The sequence below is a fragment of the Alkalihalobacillus sp. CinArs1 genome (assembly GCF_947387515.1).
Taxonomy (GTDB): domain Bacteria; phylum Bacillota; class Bacilli; order Bacillales; family Guptibacillaceae; genus Guptibacillus.
The window spans coordinates 1,068,436-1,086,746 of sequence record NZ_CANDOB010000002.1 but is presented as its reverse complement, the minus strand read 5'-3'; the positions used below and the strand labels follow the sequence as shown (position 1 = coordinate 1,086,746).

Sequence of the window (18,311 nt, the reverse complement as noted above, 5' to 3'; positions counted from 1 at the left end):
AGAAACTACTTTCTCGCTTCGCCTGACCATACTTAAATCAGTACCTTATTTGTTAATATTCACTGCAATCATTACGATAAACAGAATCGTAATATAATTTAGTGAGTATACAAACATGATTCGTGCCCATTTGATATCATCTTTCATGAAAAAGCCTGCTACTCCAATAGCGAACCATCCAAATCCAAGGATCGATGCTACTGTGATGTAAACCGGACCGAAGCTATATAGTAATAGCGATACCGGTACAAGTGCAGCAGTGTACAGGACGATTTGACGCTTTGTCATTTTGAATCCTGCAACAACAGGAAGCATTGGAATTCCAGCATCACGATAATCGTCAACACGTTTCATAGCTAGTGCTAAGAAGTGCGGTGGCTGCCAAATAAACATGATTAGGAACATTCCCCATGCTATAGGGCTTAAGTTAGGATCGACTGCTGCCCAACCGATAAGAGGTGGTAAAGCACCTGAGAACGATCCTACAACCGTATTTAGAGAAGTTGTTCTCTTTGTCCACATTGTATAAAGGACAACATAGATAACGAGTCCGAGAAGCCCTAGTAGAGCCGCCATCGGTTCTATGATGAGAAGCATGATCGAACCTACGATCGATAGTCCAAGTCCTACAAATAGAACCTGATTCGCAGGAATCTTCCCTGTTACGGATGGACGCGTATTCGTTCTTGCCATTACTTGGTCGATATCACGGTCAATATAGTTATTTAAAGATGTTCCCCCGGCTACAACAAACGCTGTACCTAACATCGTTAAAATCAATACCATTGGGTTTGCGAACAGGTCAAAACCTGTAGCCACAGAAGCAACCCACAACCCTGTAAATGCTGTAATTAAATTATCAAAAACAATTCCAAGCTTTGTAAGTGTTAAGAAGTCTTTCCATGTTCCAGAAGGATTAGCCTCAGAAAGAGGACCTGGCTCCATCACTCGGCTTGATGCCTCGTAAGCAGTTCTAGTCTTACTCATACGATACACCTCCTTTACGTTCGGCCATAACAGCCTGTGCATCATTAATGTTAAACAATCCCAAATTGAGATCGTATAATCTCATTGTGTTGTTAGTCTTCACGTCTACTCCCCCAGAATTACCTGCTGTTCAAAAAGTGTTAAGCAATTTTCACAAGTTATTATGATAACACTTCAACAGCTATGGTAAGATAATGTTGGTTTTGTGAGAGGAAGCAGTACCCGCAATCCTTATCCATTATAAACGAATCTACTTGTTTTGTATACGTTGTTTAAAATTAGTTAAAAATGCTTTATTTTGTAGGTAGATAAGTGCCCGCTGCTCTTCTCACATTCATTGTACTATGTTTTAGAGCCAATTTGATAAGAAGGTGGTATTTGTGAATAAATTGTTGAAATTGTTCGGGATCATCACGTCACTTGGTATGCTGCTCGTCCTTTTGATGGGGGCTGTCGTTACCAAAACAGGTTCTGGGGATGGTTGCGGAAATTCATGGCCACTGTGCTATGGAAAAGTATTACCTGAAGCACCAGAACTCGAAACGATCATAGAATTAAGCCATCGATTTGTTTCAGCTATTTTAGGACTACTCGTTATCATACTTGCTGTATGGTGCTGGCGAAAGATCGGCTATATGAAAGAAACAAAGGTTCTTGCGATCGCTTCCGTGTTCCTCATTGTTTTTCAAGGTCTACTAGGAGCTGCTGCAGTTGTGTGGGGACAATCTGATATCGTCCTTGCTTCTCACTTCGGTTTTTCACTTGCAAGCTTTGCGAGTGTCGTCCTTCTCACTCTGCTCGTTTTCGAAGCAGGTTCAACAAAAGTTCCTGTTGTTCCAAAGAAGATCCGAATTCATCTCTATGCAGTTACGATCTATTCTTACATCGTGGTGTATACGGGAGCTCTAGTACGCCACACGGGATCGAGTATGGCATGCGCAAACGTACCTTTCTGTAATGACGGTCAACTCCTTGCTTTTTCAGGACAACCTGGCATTCAGATGTTACACCGTACTGCTGCGATGTTGATCTTTGTTTGGATTCTTTACATTATGATCATCGGATTAAAAGAAATGAAGAATGAAAAAACGATGAGGAGAGGCCTTATCCTCTCATTCGTCTTTGTTTGCTTACAGGCACTAAGTGGTATCCTTGTGGTTGTCACAAAGCTTAATCTTTTCCTCGCTTTGTTCCACGGGTTATTCATATCAGGATTGTTTACGGTTCTCCTCTATCTCGTTATGCTCTCGCTCAGAGGGGCTAGAAATTAAAAAAGCTGCGCATATCGCGCAGCTTTTTAGTTTATTGTAATTCGATCAACAGATCCCCTGATTCGATTCCTTCACCGTTTGAAACGTGAATGTGTTTAACTACACCACTTCTTGGAGCTTGTACAGTAGTCTCCATTTTCATCGCTTCAGTAATCATGAGGTGGTCCCCTTTGTTGACCTTTTCCCCATTTTCTACAAGGACCTTTATTACTGTCCCTGGCATCGTTGCACCGATATGTTCAGGGTTGTCCTTATCTACTTTCGGTTTTGCGGCAATCGAAGTTTTGATGTTTTCATCTTTAATTACCACTTCACGAGGTTGACCGTTCAGTTCGAAATAAATCGTTCGCTTCCCTTCGAGGTTTGCCTCGCCAATCGACACGAGTTTAACGATGAGTGTTTTCCCTTGTTCGATCTCAACTTCGATGGACTCTCCTAATCTCATGCCATAAAGGAATGTCGGTGTATCCAAAACTGATACATCCCCGAACATGTCCTTCACATCCTCATATTCAAGAAATACTTTAGGATAAAGGGCATACGAAATTAAATCATGACTAGTGACTTGTCTATTTAATTTGTGATAGAGCGTTTCTTTGAGATCTGTAAAGTTTACTGGTTCTAATAGCCCACCTGGTCGTGCCGTAACTGGTTCTCTTCCCTTCAGGATGATTTGCTGAAGTTCTTTCGGGAAGCCTTGATACGGTTGGCCGAGATAGCCTTGGAACAATTCGACTACTGAATCTGGAAAATCAAGGGACTCTCCTTTTTCATATATATCATCTTCATTCAAATCGTTCTGGACCATATAAAGAGCCATATCGCCTACAACTTTTGATGATGGGGTTACTTTTACTATGTCACCAAACAGTTTGTTAACTCTACTATACATTTCCTTAACTTCGTCCCAGCGTTCTCCAAGACCTACTCCTTTAGCCTGTTGCTGAAGATTACTATACTGACCGCCTGGCATTTCATGCTGATAGACCTCAGTATGCGGAGCAGACATCCCACTTTCAAATCCGCTGTAGTACTTTCTTGTATCTTCCCAATAGTGTGATAGCTCTTCTAACGCGTTGATATTGATGTCAGGCTGACGATCTGACCCTTCCATCGCGTAGTAGAGAGAGTTCGCACTAGGCTGTGAAGTCAGACCTGCCATTGAGCTGACCGCAACGTCTACAATATCTACGCCGGCTTCAATTGCCTTGGCATACGTATAGACGCCGTTCCCACTCGTATCGTGCGTATGAAGGTGGATGGGAATGGATACTGTTTCTTTCAAGCTCGTAATTAGCTCATAAGCCGCTTGAGGTTTTAATAGACCTGCCATGTCTTTGATACCTAGAATATGGGCACCAGCATCTTCAAGCTCTTTCGCTAATTGCTTGTAATAGGCTAAGTCGTATTTGGTTTTCGTTGGATCAAGAATGTCTCCTGTATAGCAGATCGCAGCTTCAGCGATTTTGTTTGTTTTTCGAACGGCTTCGATTGCTTTTGTCATACCTTCGACCCAGTTCAAGCTATCAAAGATTCGAAACACATCGATTCCTGCGTCTGCAGACTTCTCTACAAACTCATTGATCAAGTTATCTGGGTAGTTCTTATATCCAACGGCATTAGACGCTCTAAGCAACATCTGAAACATGACGTTTGGAACTTTTTCTCTAAGTTTGATCAATCGATCCCATGGATCTTCTTTTAAGAATCGTAGAGATACGTCAAACGTAGCTCCGCCCCACATCTCCATCGAAAAAAGTTCTGGTAGCATTCTTGAAGTCGGTTCAGCAATATGTAATAGGTCAGAAGTACGCACTCGAGTTGCAAGCAGCGATTGATGACCGTCCCTGAACGTCGTATCTGTAAGTAATGGTTTTTTCTGATCCTTCACCCAGTTTACAACGCCTTCTGGTCCATGTTCATCCAGAATTTGTTTCGTCCCTTTCAACGTCTCTTCACTATAGGTTAAGTGAGGAACTCTACGTTTGGGATAAGCTGGCTTCTTCTTTTTATCAAGACCAGGAAAGCCGTTAACCGTGATCGTACCGATATACGAAAGCATTTTTGTTCCTCTGTCTTTACGCTTAGGAAAAACAAAAAGTTCAGGAGTCGTATCGATAAATGACGTATCATAAACCCCAGACTTGAAATTCTCGTGCTTGATCACATTTTCAAGAAATGCGATGTTTGTTTTTATTCCTCTTATACGGAACTCTTTTAAATTCCTAACCATCTTGGCGGATGCATGTTCGAAGCTTAATGCCCACGTAGAAAGCTTTACGAGTAAAGAGTCGTAGTAAGGTGTTATGACTGCTCCCTGATATGCGTTTCCTGCATCGAGTCGAACTCCAAAGCCACCACCTGAGCGATAAGCCATCAGCTTCCCTGTATCAGGCATGAAGTTATTCTCAGGATCTTCAGTCGTTACGCGGCATTGAATCGCCACACCGTGACAGTCGATTTCGTTTTGAAGTGGAATACCGAGACGGCTTCCGTGAAGCTCTTCCCCTTGAGCAATCATGATTTGGGATTGAACGATATCGATGCCTGTGATCATCTCAGTAATCGTATGTTCAACCTGTACTCTAGGGTTTACCTCGATAAAGTAAAAGTTACCCTGTTGATCGACTAGAAACTCTACAGTTCCTGCATTCACATACTTGACGTTTTCCATCAATCGAACAGCTGCTTCACAAATGTCAGTACGGGTTTTCTCATCGAGTGAAACACTTGGTGCTACTTCGACGACTTTCTGATGACGCCTTTGCACAGAGCAATCTCGTTCATAGAGATGAACCGTGTTCCCATGTTTGTCACTCAATATTTGAACTTCGATATGTTTCGGATTCTCAACAAACTTTTCTACGTATATTTCATCACGTCCAAAAGCAGCTTTAGCTTCTGATTTGGCTCTTTCGTAAGAATCAGCAAGAGCTTGTTCAGTGCGGACGATCCTCATTCCTCGTCCACCACCGCCAAGAGCAGCTTTGATCATCAATGGATACCCGTGTTCTTCTGCAAATTGCCTCACTTCATCCAAGCCTTCAACAGGACCATCAGACCCAGGGATAACTGGAAGATCGGCTAACACAGCTTGCTTCCTAGCTTCTACTTTGTCTCCAAACATTCCAAGATGCTCAAGTTCAGGCCCGATAAAGATGATGCCTTCTTCCTGACAACGTTCTGCGAAATGAGTGTTCTCAGATAAAAAGCCATACCCTGGGTGTATTGCATCGATGTGATTTGTTTTCGCAATTTCGATAATGCCTTCAATATCGAGGTACGCATCGATCGGCTTCTTATCCTCGCCTACAAGGTACGCTTCATCAGCTTTGTATCGATGATACGCACCACTATCTTCTTTGGAATAAATCGCGACAGTACGAATATCTAGTTCTGTACATGCACGAAAAATACGAATTGCAATTTCGCCTCTGTTTGCGACGAGTATTTTATTGATTGCTTTCAAGTTCGTTCCTCCTCCGGCTTAATTACATTGAAACGGATTTATCATTTCGATAAAAGTCTGTTTTCTTTGATTTACGGATATTAACGAAGGCTGATACATTGATCAAGATACCAACTGACATCATTAATAAAATCAATGATGAGCCTCCATAACTAATAAATGGTAGAGGGACACCTGTTACTGGGAGCCAACCTGTAATGGCTCCAAGGTTCACCGCGGTTTGTACACCGATCATACCTGCTATACCTATCGCTAATAAGCTTCCGAACGTATCCTTGCATCGTATGCCTATGACGAACCCTTTAAATACGATATACCCAAGGAGTCCGATGACGAATACAACGCCAAAGAGACCTAATTCTTCTGCAACGATCGCCATAATGAAGTCTGTATGAGGTTCTGGCAAGAATCCATATTTCTGGATACTTTGTCCAAATCCTTGACCAGTGATTCCACCAGAAGCAATCGCGATATAAGAGTTGATCAAATGAAATCCACTATCGGTTGGATCCGAAAATGGGTTATATGCTCCAGTGAATCTGGATAACTGCTCTTCTGATAGAGTCAGCCAAGCTCCTGCAAAAAGGACTACGCCTACTGCTATTAAACTAAATAAATGTTGCCACTTCATTCCAGAACATACGATTACGATTCCTGAAGTTAACGCGATGATCATCGCAGTACCGAGATCTGGCTGCGAAGCTACTAGCGCGAAGATCACGCCGATAACCATGATGGGAGGTAAAGCTCCACGTAAGAAGTTTGAAATATAGGCTTGTTTTTTCGAGTAAATAGCAGCTAGATAAATAATCAATCCCAACTTAACAAATTCAGAAGGTTGGAATCCGATTGGTCCTATATAGATCCAACTCTGCGCATTGTTAGTCGTCGAGCCTATTATTTTAACAAGCAGTAACCCGAGTACAGATCCTCCCAATATTGGAATAATGAACTTTCGATAAGCTTTGTAAGGGAACAGCATCGTTCCTAATAACACAAAAAATGACACTGCTAACCAGATGATTTGTCTGTTAAAGAAATAAGCGCTGTTGGTTTCATGTCTCATCACAGCCCAGACCATGCTTGCGCTGTACACCATTACAAGGCCGAAGCCACATAATAGAAGCACACTGATGATGAGAGAATAATCGTAATGCTTAAATAGTTTTTTAATCATAGACGTCATCCTACCTATTTATTTACTCTGGATTGAAGAACCGCACAAATTGAAACAGCTGACTGCAATGCGATTGAAGTATGTATAGCATTCGATGAGTTTTCAGCGAAACCTGCCTGTCCGAAAGAAATTAAGGCTTTTCTCGAAGTACTTTTAAGATCGTCCATCCATCCGACTCTTTTCCAAACAACTTAAAAGGAATCAAGTTAGTAAAACAGAGCCAAAGATTGAAAAATAGTGTCCAGGCTAGGATGTGAAGGGGCAATGGAAGAGCCAGTGTGAGGAGCGCCGCACACAAATTGAATAGCGGCCCACTTAGAGCGATGATGACTTTTCCGCGCGCATGGTCAGGCTGACTACTAATCGTCATACCTCCAGCAAAATAGAAGGCGTTAACAGCTAATTCTCCTCTTGCATGTTTCCAGGTAAATAATCTTGGTCCAACGCCAAGGTGAAGCTTTACACTCGAAGACGTTAATACGTTTGCTGCAAGGGTATGACCTGCCTCATGAACGAGTAAACTAAGAGGGGGAAATAACTAGAATCACCATGAGCAAATCATACATTCTTATCTACTCCTATTGTCTAATCTAGCCTTACACTCGTATTCTATCATATTTTTATCATACGTTCTTAAAGCAAAAGAAAAAGCTCAAACTATAAGAAGTATAGTTTGAGCTTTTGGCTATTACTTAATGCTAGCTTCGTGAAGAGCTGAGAGCTGACGTTCGAGAGACTCAAGCAATTCTTTGCCATCGTCTTCGTTCACTAGCCCTAGTCGAACAGCGAAGTCTATTTCACGTGATAAACCAAACATTTGAGTATCAAGAACCTCTTCATAAAGAGGACATTGAGGCATTGTTAAATTTTCCATCTGAACTTCAATGAGTTTTAGGATCTTGTGCGCATCGGCCTTCAACAGCTCGTATGCTTTTTCACGATGTCCTGTTGCCATCCCAGTTGACAAAACTGATCCCTCCGTTCCCTTTCCCATTCCTCTTATAATCATAAAAGCTTACACGGTAAATTGCAAGAAAAACCAGTATATTGTGTCCTAGAAAATGCTCAATTCATATTGAGATGAAAAGTTTTCAAGCAGCTTTATTCCAGCGATACTATTTCCTTTCGCGTCTAACGGAGGGCTATACACGCCGATTCCCATCTGATTAGGTACTAGACTTAGAATCCCACCCGACACGCCACTCTTTGCAGGTATAGCAACGTTAATCGCAAATTCACCAGAAGCATTATACATCCCGCATGTGACCATAAACGTTTTTACGATACGTGCGATATACTTCGGGATGATCTTACGTTCTGTTTCCGGATCGCGCCCTTCATTTGCAAGGACCATTCCGATTCTTGCGAGGTCTTTACAATTTACTTCGATGGCACATTGCTTTGTATATGCTTCGAGAAGCATTTCCACATCATTATCGATCAAGCCATGCTGCTTCATAAAGTAACATAGAGCTCTGTTAAGGTGGGCCGATTCAAACTCTGAATCGGCCACTTCATAGTTGATACCGATACTAGAATTGTTTGTCATGTCATGTATGAGTTGCAGGATGCGCCCTACCTTCTCATGCGAAGTCTCACCGTGGATTAAATCTGTTACTACGAGGGCACCCGCATTGATCATTGGGTTTAAAGGCTTTGAAGGAACCTGTGACTCAAGCTTTGCAATCGAATTGAAAGGGTCTCCAGTCGGTTCTTTACCGACACGTGAGAAAACGTTATGTTCTCCAGCATCCATGATTGCAAGAGCTAACGTAAGAATTTTCGAGATACTCTGGAGGGTGAACGCTTCGCCAACGTCTCCAGCTGATAAACAACCATCTTCTTTGGAGAAGACAGCGATCGACAGTTTATCGGGATCTGCTTTTTCAAGGGCAGGTATATAATCAGCTACCTTCCCATCTTTAGTAAAAGGCTTACTGCGCCTGACGAGTTCGACTAGTTCTTGTTCTGTAGTACATTTCATTTTTCCGCCACCCCGCTTTGAAGAATAAATTATGTCACCATACTATTCCCCAAATGTGACAAAAGCAAGCATAACCGGTATACTTGTTTTGCAAAAGATATAGATTGCGGGGTGCAGGATATGGAAACGATTATTCCAATCAAAGGGAAGGTCACTTATCCGATCACGCTTGATGCAAGCGTGTGGATTTTTGATGACAGAAAGATCGAACTCGAAGAATTTTTGAAATTCAACAGCAGTTCTGATGAAAATGAGAACGATTACATCAAAGCTCAATCTGAGCGATGGGAACAAGAACGCACAGGTATTAAACCACCTATCAATCAAAGCATTAAACGCTTTGAGAAGGAAAAAATATTGAATGGGAGCTATGTGATTCCCCTAGAGCCGTTTCTTTCTAACGCTGAGCCATTAACGGAAGGAAATCACGTTCAGCTAGAAACGACTGATGACGAACACATCGTCCTATCTATAGATGAAGCATTGAACGGCTTTCTTGGATTTGCAATAAATGGAAAGCCGCTCAAAGACGATGGTCCGGTTCACTTTTATCATGGTGACGGTGCAAACGCCGCAGAACCATTCAAAAACATTTGCGCCATTACGATTATTTAAAGTAGATCGGCCGCAAGCTGGGCTAACTGAGAACGTTCACCTTTCTCAAGCTTCACGTGTCCACTTAGCGGCTGGTCTTTAAATTTCTCTACAACGTAAGTCAGCCCGTTCGTATACTCATCTAAATACGGATGATCGATTTGCTGAGGATCTCCAAGGAGTACAATCTTACTCCCTTCCCCTACCCTTGTTAAGATCGTTTTCACTTCATGCTTCGTAAGATTTTGCGCTTCATCGATAATAATGTATTGATCTGGTAAACTCCTACCACGTATATACGTGAGCGCCTCTACTTGTATAGATCCGATACCTGCCAGGATCTTCTCCAATTCACCGGTTTTCTTAACATTAAATAAATACTCTAGATTATCATAGATCGGTTGCATCCATGGCTTCAGTTTTTCATCTTTTTCACCAGGGAGAAACCCGATATCTTTGCCGACTGGAACGATCGGTCTCGCGATAAACAGCTTTTTGTATTGATTTAAATCCTCTGTCTGCATTAACCCAGCTGCAATCGTAAGGAGGGTTTTACCTGTACCGGCCTTTCCTACTAGCGTCACAAGAGGGATGTCCTTTCTAACAAGTAAGTCAAGTGCCATCCTTTGCTGAACATTCCTTGGTCCAATTCCCCACATATACTCTGTTTCCATAGCTGTTTTCTCAATCCGCTTCCCTTTCTTATCGACTTTACCGATTCCAGAAGATGAGGGGTTAGCAGGATCTTTCAGAATGACATATTGATTTGGATACAGGTGTCTTCCTTTTAAAGATTTCATATCGATATAGTGTCTCTCAAAGAAACTGTTCAAGAGTTCACTCTCTATATATCGTTCTTCATAGCCTGTGTAGATTTGGTTAAATTCGACTACGCGATCACTCAAAAAATCTTCTGCTTGAATGCCTAGCGCATCTGCCTTAACCCTGACAAGTGCATCTTTACTTACAAGTATGACGGATCGGCCAGATTTCTGTTTGCCTTCTTCCAAAAACAGATTGAGTGCCACCGCCAAAATTCGGTTATCATTCGTTTTTTCAACAAATTTATCTTGAAAATATTGAAACGACCGATGATTGAGTTCAATTCTGAGAGTCCCTCCATTTTCTAAAGGAATAGATGAGTGGAGCTTCCCTCTCTCTCTGAATCCATCGATCATGCGTGAGATGTGTCTTGCATTCCTTCCTATTTCATCCATATACCGTTTTTTTGAATCGACTTCCTCCAAAACAACCGCTGGAATTACAATTTCATTCGTTTCAAATGAATAGATGGCATTTGGATCCTGTAATAAGACATTGGTATCCAGGACGTAAACCTTATCCAACGTTTCGCCTCCCGAGTGATTATAGTTGGTGTGACTGGTAGCAAATGACAGTTTGGACTATCTACGTTTTGTATAATCTATGACCCGGTGAATAAAGTTAGACGGTTATTCAGAAAATAATTAGCAAAAGAAGTGAATGAAAGAATCGATCACATACTCGGAGGAATTATTATGAGAAGTAGCAAATGGTTAATGGTAGGGTTCATCCTTCTTGCAGCATGTCAGTCAAATGATGAACCAGTCGCTGAAAAGCAAGAAAAAGTTGAATATGTGAAGCAGTCTGTCCGGACGCCTGAGAACGAAGAGCGATCTGCAACGGAAATTGCAAAACACCTTGTGACGATCGCAAAACAAGTTCCGGATGTTGAGGATGCTACGGCAGTTGTAACTGGAAAATACGCGGTCGTTGGAATCGATGTGAATGAAAAGCTTGACAGATCTCGCGTAAGCTCGATCAAATATACGGTGGCTGAAGCTCTACAAAAAGATCCTTTTGGTGCAAATGCCATCGTCACCGCCGATGCCGATACGACCTATCGTTTAAGGAGAATGGCATCCGAAATTAGAAGAGGACACCCGGTAGGTGGAATCATGGAAGAGCTAGCTGATATCGTCGGTCGACTTGTCCCTGAAGTTCCAGGTGACATTAATAAATCTGAGCGTGAACCAACTAGAGCGAACGATAAACAGCTTCCTGCTAATGAGAAGCAGCTGCTGAAAGAACAGCAAGAAAAACAAGATTTAGACAAGTAAAACCGGCTTTCAGCCGGTTTTATCACGTTACACCTGTTTTCTTCAATTCAGCCATAACAGAACGGTCTAGTTTTGCAGCCGCTTCAGGATCGTATGTTTTCTCATAAGCAGGTTCAACAGACATTTTCGCACCATAAAACATGATATCCCGCACTTCTTTGATCGATAGCGTTACCTTTGCAAGCTTCAGTGGTACTGAATTCATTGGTTCTTCATCAATGGTAGCAGTCCCTGAAATGGAATAGGTACTTTCATTTCCAATCAACGTGATGGAAACTTGGTTATTCTCCCTAAGATTCTTAACGATTCTCGATTTTAAATCCACCGCAAAGACAACAGTGCTATTGTCTACAGCGTAAAGCCACGAAATTGCGCTCACATTCGGACCTTTCGTCTCATGATCAATGGTCGATAGGAGAACGTATTGTTCCTTCTTGAGTAATGTGAGTAGTTCACCTGAAAGGGTATTCTCTACCTTATTTGGCATTCTCATCCCTCCATAAATAAAGTTCTAACTGCATTGTACTGCAAAACCTCTCCTCTTTCATGCTATACTAACTACATGAATGAGAGGTGTTAAACGTGCGTGTAAAATGTGTTCTATGTGATAAGATCGAATCTATTGATAGCGGCAGTCCACTCGCCAAAAAACTTCGCAACAGACCTATTCACACTTATATGTGCGACCCGTGCTATGATCGGATCGAAAGCCGCACAAAAGAGAGGAAAGAAAGCGGCGATTTTAAACTTTACCACAAAGAAGAAACTGATGATGAGTGGTAAAGTAAAAGAAGGACTGATCGCAGGTACACTATCTGGCATCATACTAGGATTATTACTGAAAGCAATTCAGTACAAAACGGGTGTCCTTGTGTATACCCTACTACTAAATATCGACTTCATACCGGTAATAGGAGATATTCAGTGGCCTGAAATGATTGAATTTATTTTCCACCTGATCATCTCACTAATCATCGGTATCGTATACACAATCGGAAGCTATCGATACTTCTATAAACGTAAGGTAGCGCAATTACTCTTTTCCTACCTTCTCACGCTTCCAACTGTATTCCTATACTTTCCTTTGACCTATTTAGCTGAGAAGCCAACTCCTCCTTTGAATGATATTGAAGCGATATCGTATTGGACCTTGGGACATGCTGTGTATGCGGCCGTGCTTTTCGCTGCTTATCGGTTTAACGAAAAATGATCGTTGTAAGAAAGACGTGCTCTGAGCACGTCTTTTGTTTATTGGTTATATTTAGGTTCATTTTGAATTGAACGTAACAACGCATCGATCAATTCAATTGGAAATCTCATATTCCTATTGTCATTTTCTTTTACAAAATGAACGATATAATAGGGTTCTTCAATTTCAATATCCAATTCCGATACACCGTGATCCTCTATCAATATTTCCTCAAAAAAAGCTCTTGTATCCTGGGCAGCATGATCGCTTTCTCTCTCATCGGCTACTTTTTTTATGCTTAGCCAATTATACATTGCATCCTGAAGGTTCACTGCTTCCCCCCGCTTGTTCTGACGTTAGCCCGCCTCGTTTTCGTTTTTCTTCGATTGATTGAGACGAACCTTATATATGATTAATACGACAGCAGCAGCTACTAATCCTTCCGCTACAGGAAGCCCAATTCCAAAAAAGGTAAGAGGGAAACAACCGACAATTAGCAGAATGTAAATAACAGCATTCTTAAGTATGGGTAATTTCTTCGCGAATCCTAGTCGATATACAACGATCGAAAGAATAACAATGATCGCATACAGCAAATAAAAACCTAATGTCATGTTCTCTTCTATTCCCACTAACTTTGCGAAGAATGATAAATCACCTGATGGAACCACTTCATTGTTCACATTTTACACCTCCAACATCTCCATAAAAAAACGATTCAAAAGGGATGCCCCTTTTGAATCGCACTAGACACCCTTATTGTTGGGCTAATTTTTTCTTTTTAGCTACTCTTTCGCGTTCATTCTTATCAAGGATCTTTTTACGAAGACGGATAGAATCTGGTGTGATCTCGCAATACTCATCCTCATTTAGATACTCAAGAGCTTCTTCAAGAGTCAATACACGAGGCTTCTTCATTGAAACCGTTTGGTCTTTGTTTGCTGAACGCATGTTTGTCATCTGTTTTACCTTTACGATGTTTACAGTGATGTCGTTCTCACGAGTGTGCTCACCAACAATCATACCTTCATAAACTTCAGTACCAGGTTCAACGAAAATCGTACCACGATCTTCTACACCCATAATTCCGTATTCAGAAGCTTTTCCTTTTTCCATCGATACGAGAACACCCTGACGGCGTCCACCAACACGGCCGCTAATAAGAGGCATATAAGATTCAAACGTGTGGTTCAAAATCCCATAACCGCGAGTTTGCGTAAGGAATTCAGTTGTATAACCGATCAGTCCACGAGCAGGTACCATGAATTCTAGACGGACTTGGCCTGCTCCGTTGTTCACCATGTTAACCATTTCACCTTTACGCTCACCAAGAGACTCCATGACAGCTCCAGTGTAGTCCTCAGGAACGTCGATTTGAACGCGTTCAACTGGCTCACTTGGAACACCATCGACTTCACGAACAATTACTTCTGGCTTAGAAACCTGTAGCTCGTACCCTTCACGACGCATGTTTTCAATCAAAATCGAAAGGTGAAGCTCACCGCGCCCTGACACGATCCACTCATCTGGAGAATCTGTATTTTCAACACGAAGACTTACGTCTGTTTCTAGCTGTGCTCTCAGACGCTCTTCGATTTTACGACTTGTAATATACTTACCTTCTTTACCAGCGAAAGGACTGTTGTTTACAAGGAACGTCATTTGAAGAGTAGGCTCGTCAATACGAAGAATAGGAAGTTGATCTTGGTGGTCATATGGACAAACCGTTTCACCTACGTTGATCTCTTCCATTCCTGAAACCGCCACAAGGTCTCCAGCTTTTGCTTCTTCAATTTCTACTCGCTTCAGTCCAATGAAACCAAATAGCTTGGTTACACGGAATTGTTTCACAGTTCCATCGATTTTCATCAATGCGACCTGCTGTCCAACTTTCATCGTTCCTCTGAAGATACGACCGATACCAATACGACCAAGGTAGTCGTTGTAATCAAGCAAAGTGATTTGGAACTGAAGAGGTTCGTCACTATTGTCGACAGGTCCTGGGATGTTATCAATGATTGTATCCATTAGAACTTTCATGTTGTCATCTTGCTTATCAGCATCTAAACTTGCTGTTCCGTTGATTGCAGAAGCATATACAACAGGGAAATCAAGCTGATCTTCATCTGCGCCAAGATCGATAAATAGGTCGATCACTTCATCAACAACCTCTTCTGGTCTAGCAGCTGGGCGGTCGATCTTGTTCAACACAACGATTGGCGTAAGTTTTTGCTCGAGTGCTTTCTTAAGCACGAAACGTGTTTGAGGCATACAGCCTTCATAAGCATCAACAACGAGTAGAACACCATCTACCATCTTCATGATACGCTCTACTTCACCACCGAAGTCTGCGTGTCCAGGAGTATCCATGATGTTGATTCGCTTATCTTCATAATTGATTGCAGTATTTTTAGCTAGGATTGTAATCCCGCGTTCTCTTTCAAGGTCATTCGAGTCCATCGCACGCTCATTTACTTGCTCATTGTCACGAAATGTACCAGATTGATGTAACATTTGATCAACTAGTGTCGTTTTACCGTGGTCAACGTGAGCGATAATCGCGATGTTACGAATATCTTCTCTAATTTGCATTAAACTCTCTCCTCGTATTCTCGTCCTATCCATGACGATAATCTCAATAACTAGTCCATTATAACACAGTAATGGCGTTAGGAGAAATTTATGTCCTTTCAGGAATCTACTCTTTATTGTACACTATAAGTATTAAGGAGGCGTCCGAATGAATAAGCATAACTTTCTATTACTATTAATGGCCATTTTAGCCGTGATTAGCATGTGCGCAATTGGCGTTTCAATAGCAGAACAAAGCGTGATCGGAATACTGCTGTCTTTTGTAGGTGTAGGATTTTTTATGGGAATGGGCTTCCGTATCAAACGAAAAGCGGAGCAATAGAAAAAAGAGTTGTCACTTCGACAACTCTTTTAGTTTGGTGAAAAAACAAACCTATCGTGATCCCTATGCCTCAGAAGTTTGAATCCCTCTAGCTTTCCTGCGGACGAATGCCCGAGCTTCGAACGCCCAGTTACATTTCTTTTTCCTATGAATCAGGAATAACCATAATCAAGTACTTCTTTCCGTCCTCTTCTTCTATCCCATATTGTTCAAATCCGCATTTTGAAAGAAAGAGACTCCATTCGATGTGCTCATATGGAAGACCAGCAAAGATTACGTTTTGCATCGTTTTCCTATGGGCTTCGATTACCGCTCTTCCAAACCCTTGTTTTCTGCAGCCTGGCTTAACCACAATCGTTCCAATCCAAGGTTTCATGTTTGAACTAGCACTCGGGTGTACACAGCTTATCGCTACAGGCTCATCGTTGTGCATCCATTTCGTCCATTCACAGCCGATACCTACATATGTTTGAATGTAAGAAACTAACTCTTCCTTTGTAGGTTGCCTCCCTATTTCAGTTACCAACCATGACGTATCATCCTTTGTCCAATGATGAAGCAGCGCTGCCTGTCCATCGTCAAATGCTTGCTTCGTCAACATTATGTTGAAGGTTTCTTTAAATAATAGTTTTGATCGATCGCAGGCTGAATATAGTGTTCTTGAACCTGTCGATGAAATGATTCGTTCCCGACGAAAAGCGTGGTTTTCTTAAGGATATCGATCGGTTGGTTATCGACTGTCGTGCAGATGCCACCAACTTCTTCAATAAGGATTTTTCCTGCAGCAAAATCCCAAGGAGCCAGCCTTAATGAAACATACCCATCCAATCTGCCTGCCGCTACATAAGCCATTTCGATCGCTGCGCTTCCATACGATCTCGTTCCTCTGATCTTCTTTAAGAGAGGTGAGAACGTTCTCGGATCGATTCGATGGTTCTCAGTCACCCATGTTGCATTAATTGCGAGAAGAGACTCAGATAAGTTCACTGGCTTAAGGGGACTTTGCTTCTGGTCATTAATAAACAACCCTTCTCCTTTTTTACAATGATAGAGCTCGTCCTTCGTCACATCGTATATTAATGCTACCTTTCCTATTCCGTCCTCATAAATTCCAATCGATATTGCAAAGTTGGTTTGTTGGTGAACGAAATTCATCGTACCGTCGATGGGATCAAGGAACCATATCACTCCTTTTACATCTTCAATCTCATCCCCAAAGCCTTCTTCTCCCATAATGCGATGATTAGGATAGTGGTTGTTGATTTTTTCTATAAAAAATTTTTCTGTTTGTTTATCGATATCCGTAACCAGGTCGTTCGGGTTGCTTTTTGTATGAATGTTGAAGGAAGTCTTAAAAGAAGCAACAATTTCTCGACCAGCTTCACGAATCCATTTCTTTGCATCTTGATAAATGTTCTCCATGTTAGTCTGCTTTGTCATGACTCGAACTCCTTTTAGCTTTGTCTACTTCTTATTATGACAGGAAAAAAAGAAAAAACGAACCTTTTTGCAAGGTTCGCCTCCTTATGCTTCGAGTCGAATCATTTCTTTCCTCAATTCTTCTAGCTTTACTTTGCACTTGAGAATTCCGTCCTTGTCACTTGCAATCATCGCATCGTGTAGTGTTGCCAACTCATAATCAATTTCCATTTTCAAAACCGGAATGCGCTTCTCTGCCTCGTTTCTCTGCAAAGACTGAATCACTTGTTTCATGGTAACCTACACCCCTCTCATAGTTTTCATCAAAGCAGTAGTCTGTGGCTCTCAAGGGTACAAGACTGAATATTCTGACTTTTCTGCTTTCAGCTTACTTTATCTTATGCCTCGAAGGCTAAGTATGCAACCTCTTTATTTACTAGTATTTTTCCTCTTTCACCTATCTTTCAAACCTTTAAGTGCGCATCGTTCGTCAAACTTCATACACTTTGTCGTTTTATGGTACACTATTTTCATAAAAAATTGACTTATTGGAGGAAATTATGTCATTTAACGGTTTTACATCAACTGATTTTAAAACGTTTGATATCGAAGGTCTCGAACCTCGGATGGAAGCGATCCAACAACGCATTCAGCCTAAATTCGAGGAAATTAGTAAAGAAGTGAAACGTGACCTTGAAGCACTTGTAGGAAATGAAATGTATCTGCATATTGCCAGACACTTAAGAAGAACAAAAAATCCACCGGCTGACACTTGGATGGCTTTCGCTCATAACAACCGTGGCTATAAGAAACACCCACACTTTCAAATCGGCCTTTTCGACGACCATGTATTTGTGTGGTTAGCTTATATTTATGAGCTTCCTGGCAAAAAAGACATGGCATCTATGATGCTTTCGAACATTGACCGATTGAAAGAGACGATTCCATCTTCTTATATGGTATCGACGGATCATACGAAGAAATCCGCTAGCAAGTCTATTCAAGAAGTAGACCTTGAAGAGGTGCTAACTCGATTTAGAGACGTGAAGAAAGGTGAATTCTTAGTAGGAAGACACTTTAAGAGTGATGATCCCCTTCTACAAGATGGTGAAACGTTCATTGAGACCGTTAAAAACACGTTCGAGACACTCGTGCCGATCTACCACCTTTCGATGAAAGAAGAAATAACAAAGGAGGGGTGATCCCCC

General features: G+C 41.6%; 20 protein-coding genes and 1 pseudogene. 7 read left to right on the top strand and 14 right to left on the bottom strand.

The annotated features are described in order from the left end of the window. Positions 1–45: 45 nt before the first annotated feature. Entirely contained in the window at positions 46–987 is a 942-nt protein-coding gene (gene cyoE / locus PFZ69_RS14320; protein ID WP_270181746.1) for a heme o synthase, read from the bottom strand. A gap of 380 nt (positions 988–1,367) precedes the next feature. On the opposite strand from cyoE, the gene PFZ69_RS14315 reads away from it, so the two are divergent. Continuing rightward, the gene (locus PFZ69_RS14315; protein ID WP_270181745.1) at positions 1,368–2,258 is read left to right on the top strand and encodes a COX15/CtaA family protein; all 891 of its coding nucleotides are present in this window, start codon (positions 1,368–1,370) and stop codon (positions 2,256–2,258) included. Positions 2,259–2,289: 31 nt separating this feature from the next. Here PFZ69_RS14315 and pyc read toward each other — a convergent pair whose 3' ends face one another. The 5 genes and pseudogenes from pyc to glsA form a co-directional block, all read right to left on the bottom strand. Further along, entirely contained in the window at positions 2,290–5,727 is a 3,438-nt protein-coding gene (pyc, locus tag PFZ69_RS14310; protein ID WP_270181744.1) for a pyruvate carboxylase, read from the bottom strand. 22 nt (positions 5,728–5,749) lie between these two features. Then, positions 5,750–6,904 (bottom strand): putative lipid II flippase FtsW, encoded by a 1,155-nt coding sequence (gene ftsW, locus PFZ69_RS14305; protein ID WP_270181743.1) that lies wholly within the window; start codon positions 6,902–6,904, stop codon positions 5,750–5,752. A 130-nt stretch (positions 6,905–7,034) separates the two neighbouring features. Next, positions 7,035–7,415, bottom strand: a pseudogene (locus PFZ69_RS14300) (site-2 protease family protein); the annotation flags it as partial. Between the two features lie 177 nt (positions 7,416–7,592). Beyond that, positions 7,593–7,859: a YlaN family protein gene (locus tag PFZ69_RS14295; RefSeq protein ID WP_442865187.1), complete on the bottom strand. Its 267-nt coding sequence runs from the start codon at positions 7,857–7,859 to the stop codon at positions 7,593–7,595. A gap of 99 nt (positions 7,860–7,958) precedes the next feature. Next, positions 7,959–8,888, bottom strand: coding sequence for a glutaminase A (glsA, locus tag PFZ69_RS14290; RefSeq protein ID WP_270181741.1), 930 nt, complete (start codon positions 8,886–8,888; stop codon positions 7,959–7,961). A 120-nt stretch (positions 8,889–9,008) separates the two neighbouring features. Here glsA and PFZ69_RS14285 point away from each other — a divergent pair, with 120 nt between their 5' ends. Continuing rightward, positions 9,009–9,503, top strand: coding sequence for a peptidyl-prolyl cis-trans isomerase (locus tag PFZ69_RS14285; RefSeq protein ID WP_270181740.1), 495 nt, complete (start codon positions 9,009–9,011; stop codon positions 9,501–9,503). Here the strand turns inward: PFZ69_RS14285 and PFZ69_RS14280 are convergent. Beyond that, positions 9,500–10,828, bottom strand: coding sequence for a PhoH family protein (locus PFZ69_RS14280; RefSeq protein WP_270181739.1), 1,329 nt, complete (start codon positions 10,826–10,828; stop codon positions 9,500–9,502). The two genes, PFZ69_RS14285 and PFZ69_RS14280, sit on opposite strands and share 4 nt — an antisense overlap. 171 nt (positions 10,829–10,999) lie before the next feature. On the opposite strand from PFZ69_RS14280, the gene PFZ69_RS14275 reads away from it, so the two are divergent. Beyond that, on the top strand, positions 11,000–11,581 hold the full coding sequence (locus PFZ69_RS14275; RefSeq protein ID WP_270181738.1) for a YhcN/YlaJ family sporulation lipoprotein: 582 nt from the start codon (positions 11,000–11,002) through the stop codon (positions 11,579–11,581). 22 nt (positions 11,582–11,603) lie between these two features. On the opposite strand, the gene PFZ69_RS14270 is transcribed toward PFZ69_RS14275, so the two are convergent. Beyond that, positions 11,604–12,068, bottom strand: coding sequence for a pyridoxamine 5'-phosphate oxidase family protein (locus PFZ69_RS14270; protein WP_270181737.1), 465 nt, complete (start codon positions 12,066–12,068; stop codon positions 11,604–11,606). A gap of 95 nt (positions 12,069–12,163) precedes the next feature. Between PFZ69_RS14270 and PFZ69_RS14265 the strand changes: the two genes are divergently transcribed. Both PFZ69_RS14265 and PFZ69_RS14260 read left to right on the top strand, forming a co-directional pair. After that, positions 12,164–12,364, top strand: coding sequence for a YlaI family protein (locus PFZ69_RS14265; RefSeq protein WP_270181736.1), 201 nt, complete (start codon positions 12,164–12,166; stop codon positions 12,362–12,364). Continuing rightward, on the top strand, positions 12,351–12,791 hold the full coding sequence (locus PFZ69_RS14260) for a hypothetical protein (protein ID WP_270181735.1): 441 nt from the start codon (positions 12,351–12,353) through the stop codon (positions 12,789–12,791). Before PFZ69_RS14265 ends, PFZ69_RS14260 begins: the two co-directional genes overlap by 14 nt. A gap of 38 nt (positions 12,792–12,829) precedes the next feature. Here PFZ69_RS14260 and PFZ69_RS14255 read toward each other — a convergent pair whose 3' ends face one another. From PFZ69_RS14255 to typA, 3 genes are all read right to left on the bottom strand, one after another. After that, on the bottom strand, positions 12,830–13,102 hold the full coding sequence (locus PFZ69_RS14255; protein ID WP_270181734.1) for a hypothetical protein: 273 nt from the start codon (positions 13,100–13,102) through the stop codon (positions 12,830–12,832). 24 nt (positions 13,103–13,126) lie between these two features. Further along, the gene (locus PFZ69_RS14250; protein ID WP_270182054.1) at positions 13,127–13,384 is read right to left on the bottom strand and encodes a YlaH-like family protein; all 258 of its coding nucleotides are present in this window, start codon (positions 13,382–13,384) and stop codon (positions 13,127–13,129) included. Positions 13,385–13,526: 142 nt separating this feature from the next. After that, on the bottom strand, positions 13,527–15,362 hold the full coding sequence (typA, locus tag PFZ69_RS14245) for a translational GTPase TypA (RefSeq protein ID WP_270181733.1): 1,836 nt from the start codon (positions 15,360–15,362) through the stop codon (positions 13,527–13,529). Positions 15,363–15,510: 148 nt separating this feature from the next. Here typA and PFZ69_RS14240 point away from each other — a divergent pair, with 148 nt between their 5' ends. Beyond that, positions 15,511–15,684 carry a DUF5325 family protein gene (locus PFZ69_RS14240; protein ID WP_270181732.1) on the top strand — a complete coding sequence of 58 codons (174 nt, stop codon included), beginning with the start codon at positions 15,511–15,513 and terminating at the stop codon, positions 15,682–15,684. A 145-nt stretch (positions 15,685–15,829) separates the two neighbouring features. Here PFZ69_RS14240 and PFZ69_RS14235 read toward each other — a convergent pair whose 3' ends face one another. The 3 genes from PFZ69_RS14235 to PFZ69_RS14225 form a co-directional block, all read right to left on the bottom strand. Further along, positions 15,830–16,285 (bottom strand): GNAT family N-acetyltransferase, encoded by a 456-nt coding sequence (locus PFZ69_RS14235; RefSeq protein ID WP_270181731.1) that lies wholly within the window; start codon positions 16,283–16,285, stop codon positions 15,830–15,832. Continuing rightward, on the bottom strand, positions 16,285–17,124 hold the full coding sequence (locus PFZ69_RS14230; protein WP_270181730.1) for an inositol monophosphatase family protein: 840 nt from the start codon (positions 17,122–17,124) through the stop codon (positions 16,285–16,287). Before PFZ69_RS14230 ends, PFZ69_RS14235 begins: the two co-directional genes overlap by 1 nt. An 84-nt stretch (positions 17,125–17,208) precedes the next feature. After that, on the bottom strand, positions 17,209–17,397 hold the full coding sequence (locus PFZ69_RS14225) for a hypothetical protein (RefSeq protein ID WP_270181729.1): 189 nt from the start codon (positions 17,395–17,397) through the stop codon (positions 17,209–17,211). A gap of 266 nt (positions 17,398–17,663) precedes the next feature. Here PFZ69_RS14225 and PFZ69_RS14220 point away from each other — a divergent pair, with 266 nt between their 5' ends. Continuing rightward, positions 17,664–18,305 carry a YktB family protein gene (locus PFZ69_RS14220; protein WP_270181728.1) on the top strand — a complete coding sequence of 214 codons (642 nt, stop codon included), beginning with the start codon at positions 17,664–17,666 and terminating at the stop codon, positions 18,303–18,305. Positions 18,306–18,311: the final 6 nt, after the last annotated feature.

Excerpts from the sequence above, each read along its gene's own strand:
- cyoE (WP_270181746.1), bottom strand. The coding sequence starts at position 987 with ATGAGTAAGACTAGAACTGCTTACGAGGCATCAAGCCGAGTGATGGAG.
- ftsW (WP_270181743.1), bottom strand. The coding sequence starts at position 6,904 with ATGATTAAAAAACTATTTAAGCATTACGATTATTCTCTCATCATCAGT.
- PFZ69_RS14295 (WP_442865187.1), bottom strand. The coding sequence starts at position 7,859 with ATGGCAACAGGACATCGTGAAAAAGCATACGAGCTGTTGAAGGCCGAT.
- glsA (WP_270181741.1), bottom strand. The coding sequence starts at position 8,888 with ATGAAATGTACTACAGAACAAGAACTAGTCGAACTCGTCAGGCGCAGT.
- PFZ69_RS14285 (WP_270181740.1), top strand. The coding sequence starts at position 9,009 with ATGGAAACGATTATTCCAATCAAAGGGAAGGTCACTTATCCGATCACG.
- PFZ69_RS14275 (WP_270181738.1), top strand. The coding sequence starts at position 11,000 with ATGAGAAGTAGCAAATGGTTAATGGTAGGGTTCATCCTTCTTGCAGCA.
- PFZ69_RS14270 (WP_270181737.1), bottom strand. The coding sequence starts at position 12,068 with ATGCCAAATAAGGTAGAGAATACCCTTTCAGGTGAACTACTCACATTA.
- PFZ69_RS14260 (WP_270181735.1), top strand. The coding sequence starts at position 12,351 with ATGATGAGTGGTAAAGTAAAAGAAGGACTGATCGCAGGTACACTATCT.
- PFZ69_RS14250 (WP_270182054.1), bottom strand. The coding sequence starts at position 13,384 with ATGACATTAGGTTTTTATTTGCTGTATGCGATCATTGTTATTCTTTCG.
- typA (WP_270181733.1), bottom strand. The coding sequence starts at position 15,362 with ATGCAAATTAGAGAAGATATTCGTAACATCGCGATTATCGCTCACGTT.
- PFZ69_RS14240 (WP_270181732.1), top strand. The coding sequence starts at position 15,511 with ATGAATAAGCATAACTTTCTATTACTATTAATGGCCATTTTAGCCGTG.
- PFZ69_RS14235 (WP_270181731.1), bottom strand. The coding sequence starts at position 16,285 with ATGTTGACGAAGCAAGCATTTGACGATGGACAGGCAGCGCTGCTTCAT.
- PFZ69_RS14230 (WP_270181730.1), bottom strand. The coding sequence starts at position 17,124 with ATGACAAAGCAGACTAACATGGAGAACATTTATCAAGATGCAAAGAAA.
- PFZ69_RS14225 (WP_270181729.1), bottom strand. The coding sequence starts at position 17,397 with ATGAAACAAGTGATTCAGTCTTTGCAGAGAAACGAGGCAGAGAAGCGC.
- PFZ69_RS14220 (WP_270181728.1), top strand. The coding sequence starts at position 17,664 with ATGTCATTTAACGGTTTTACATCAACTGATTTTAAAACGTTTGATATC.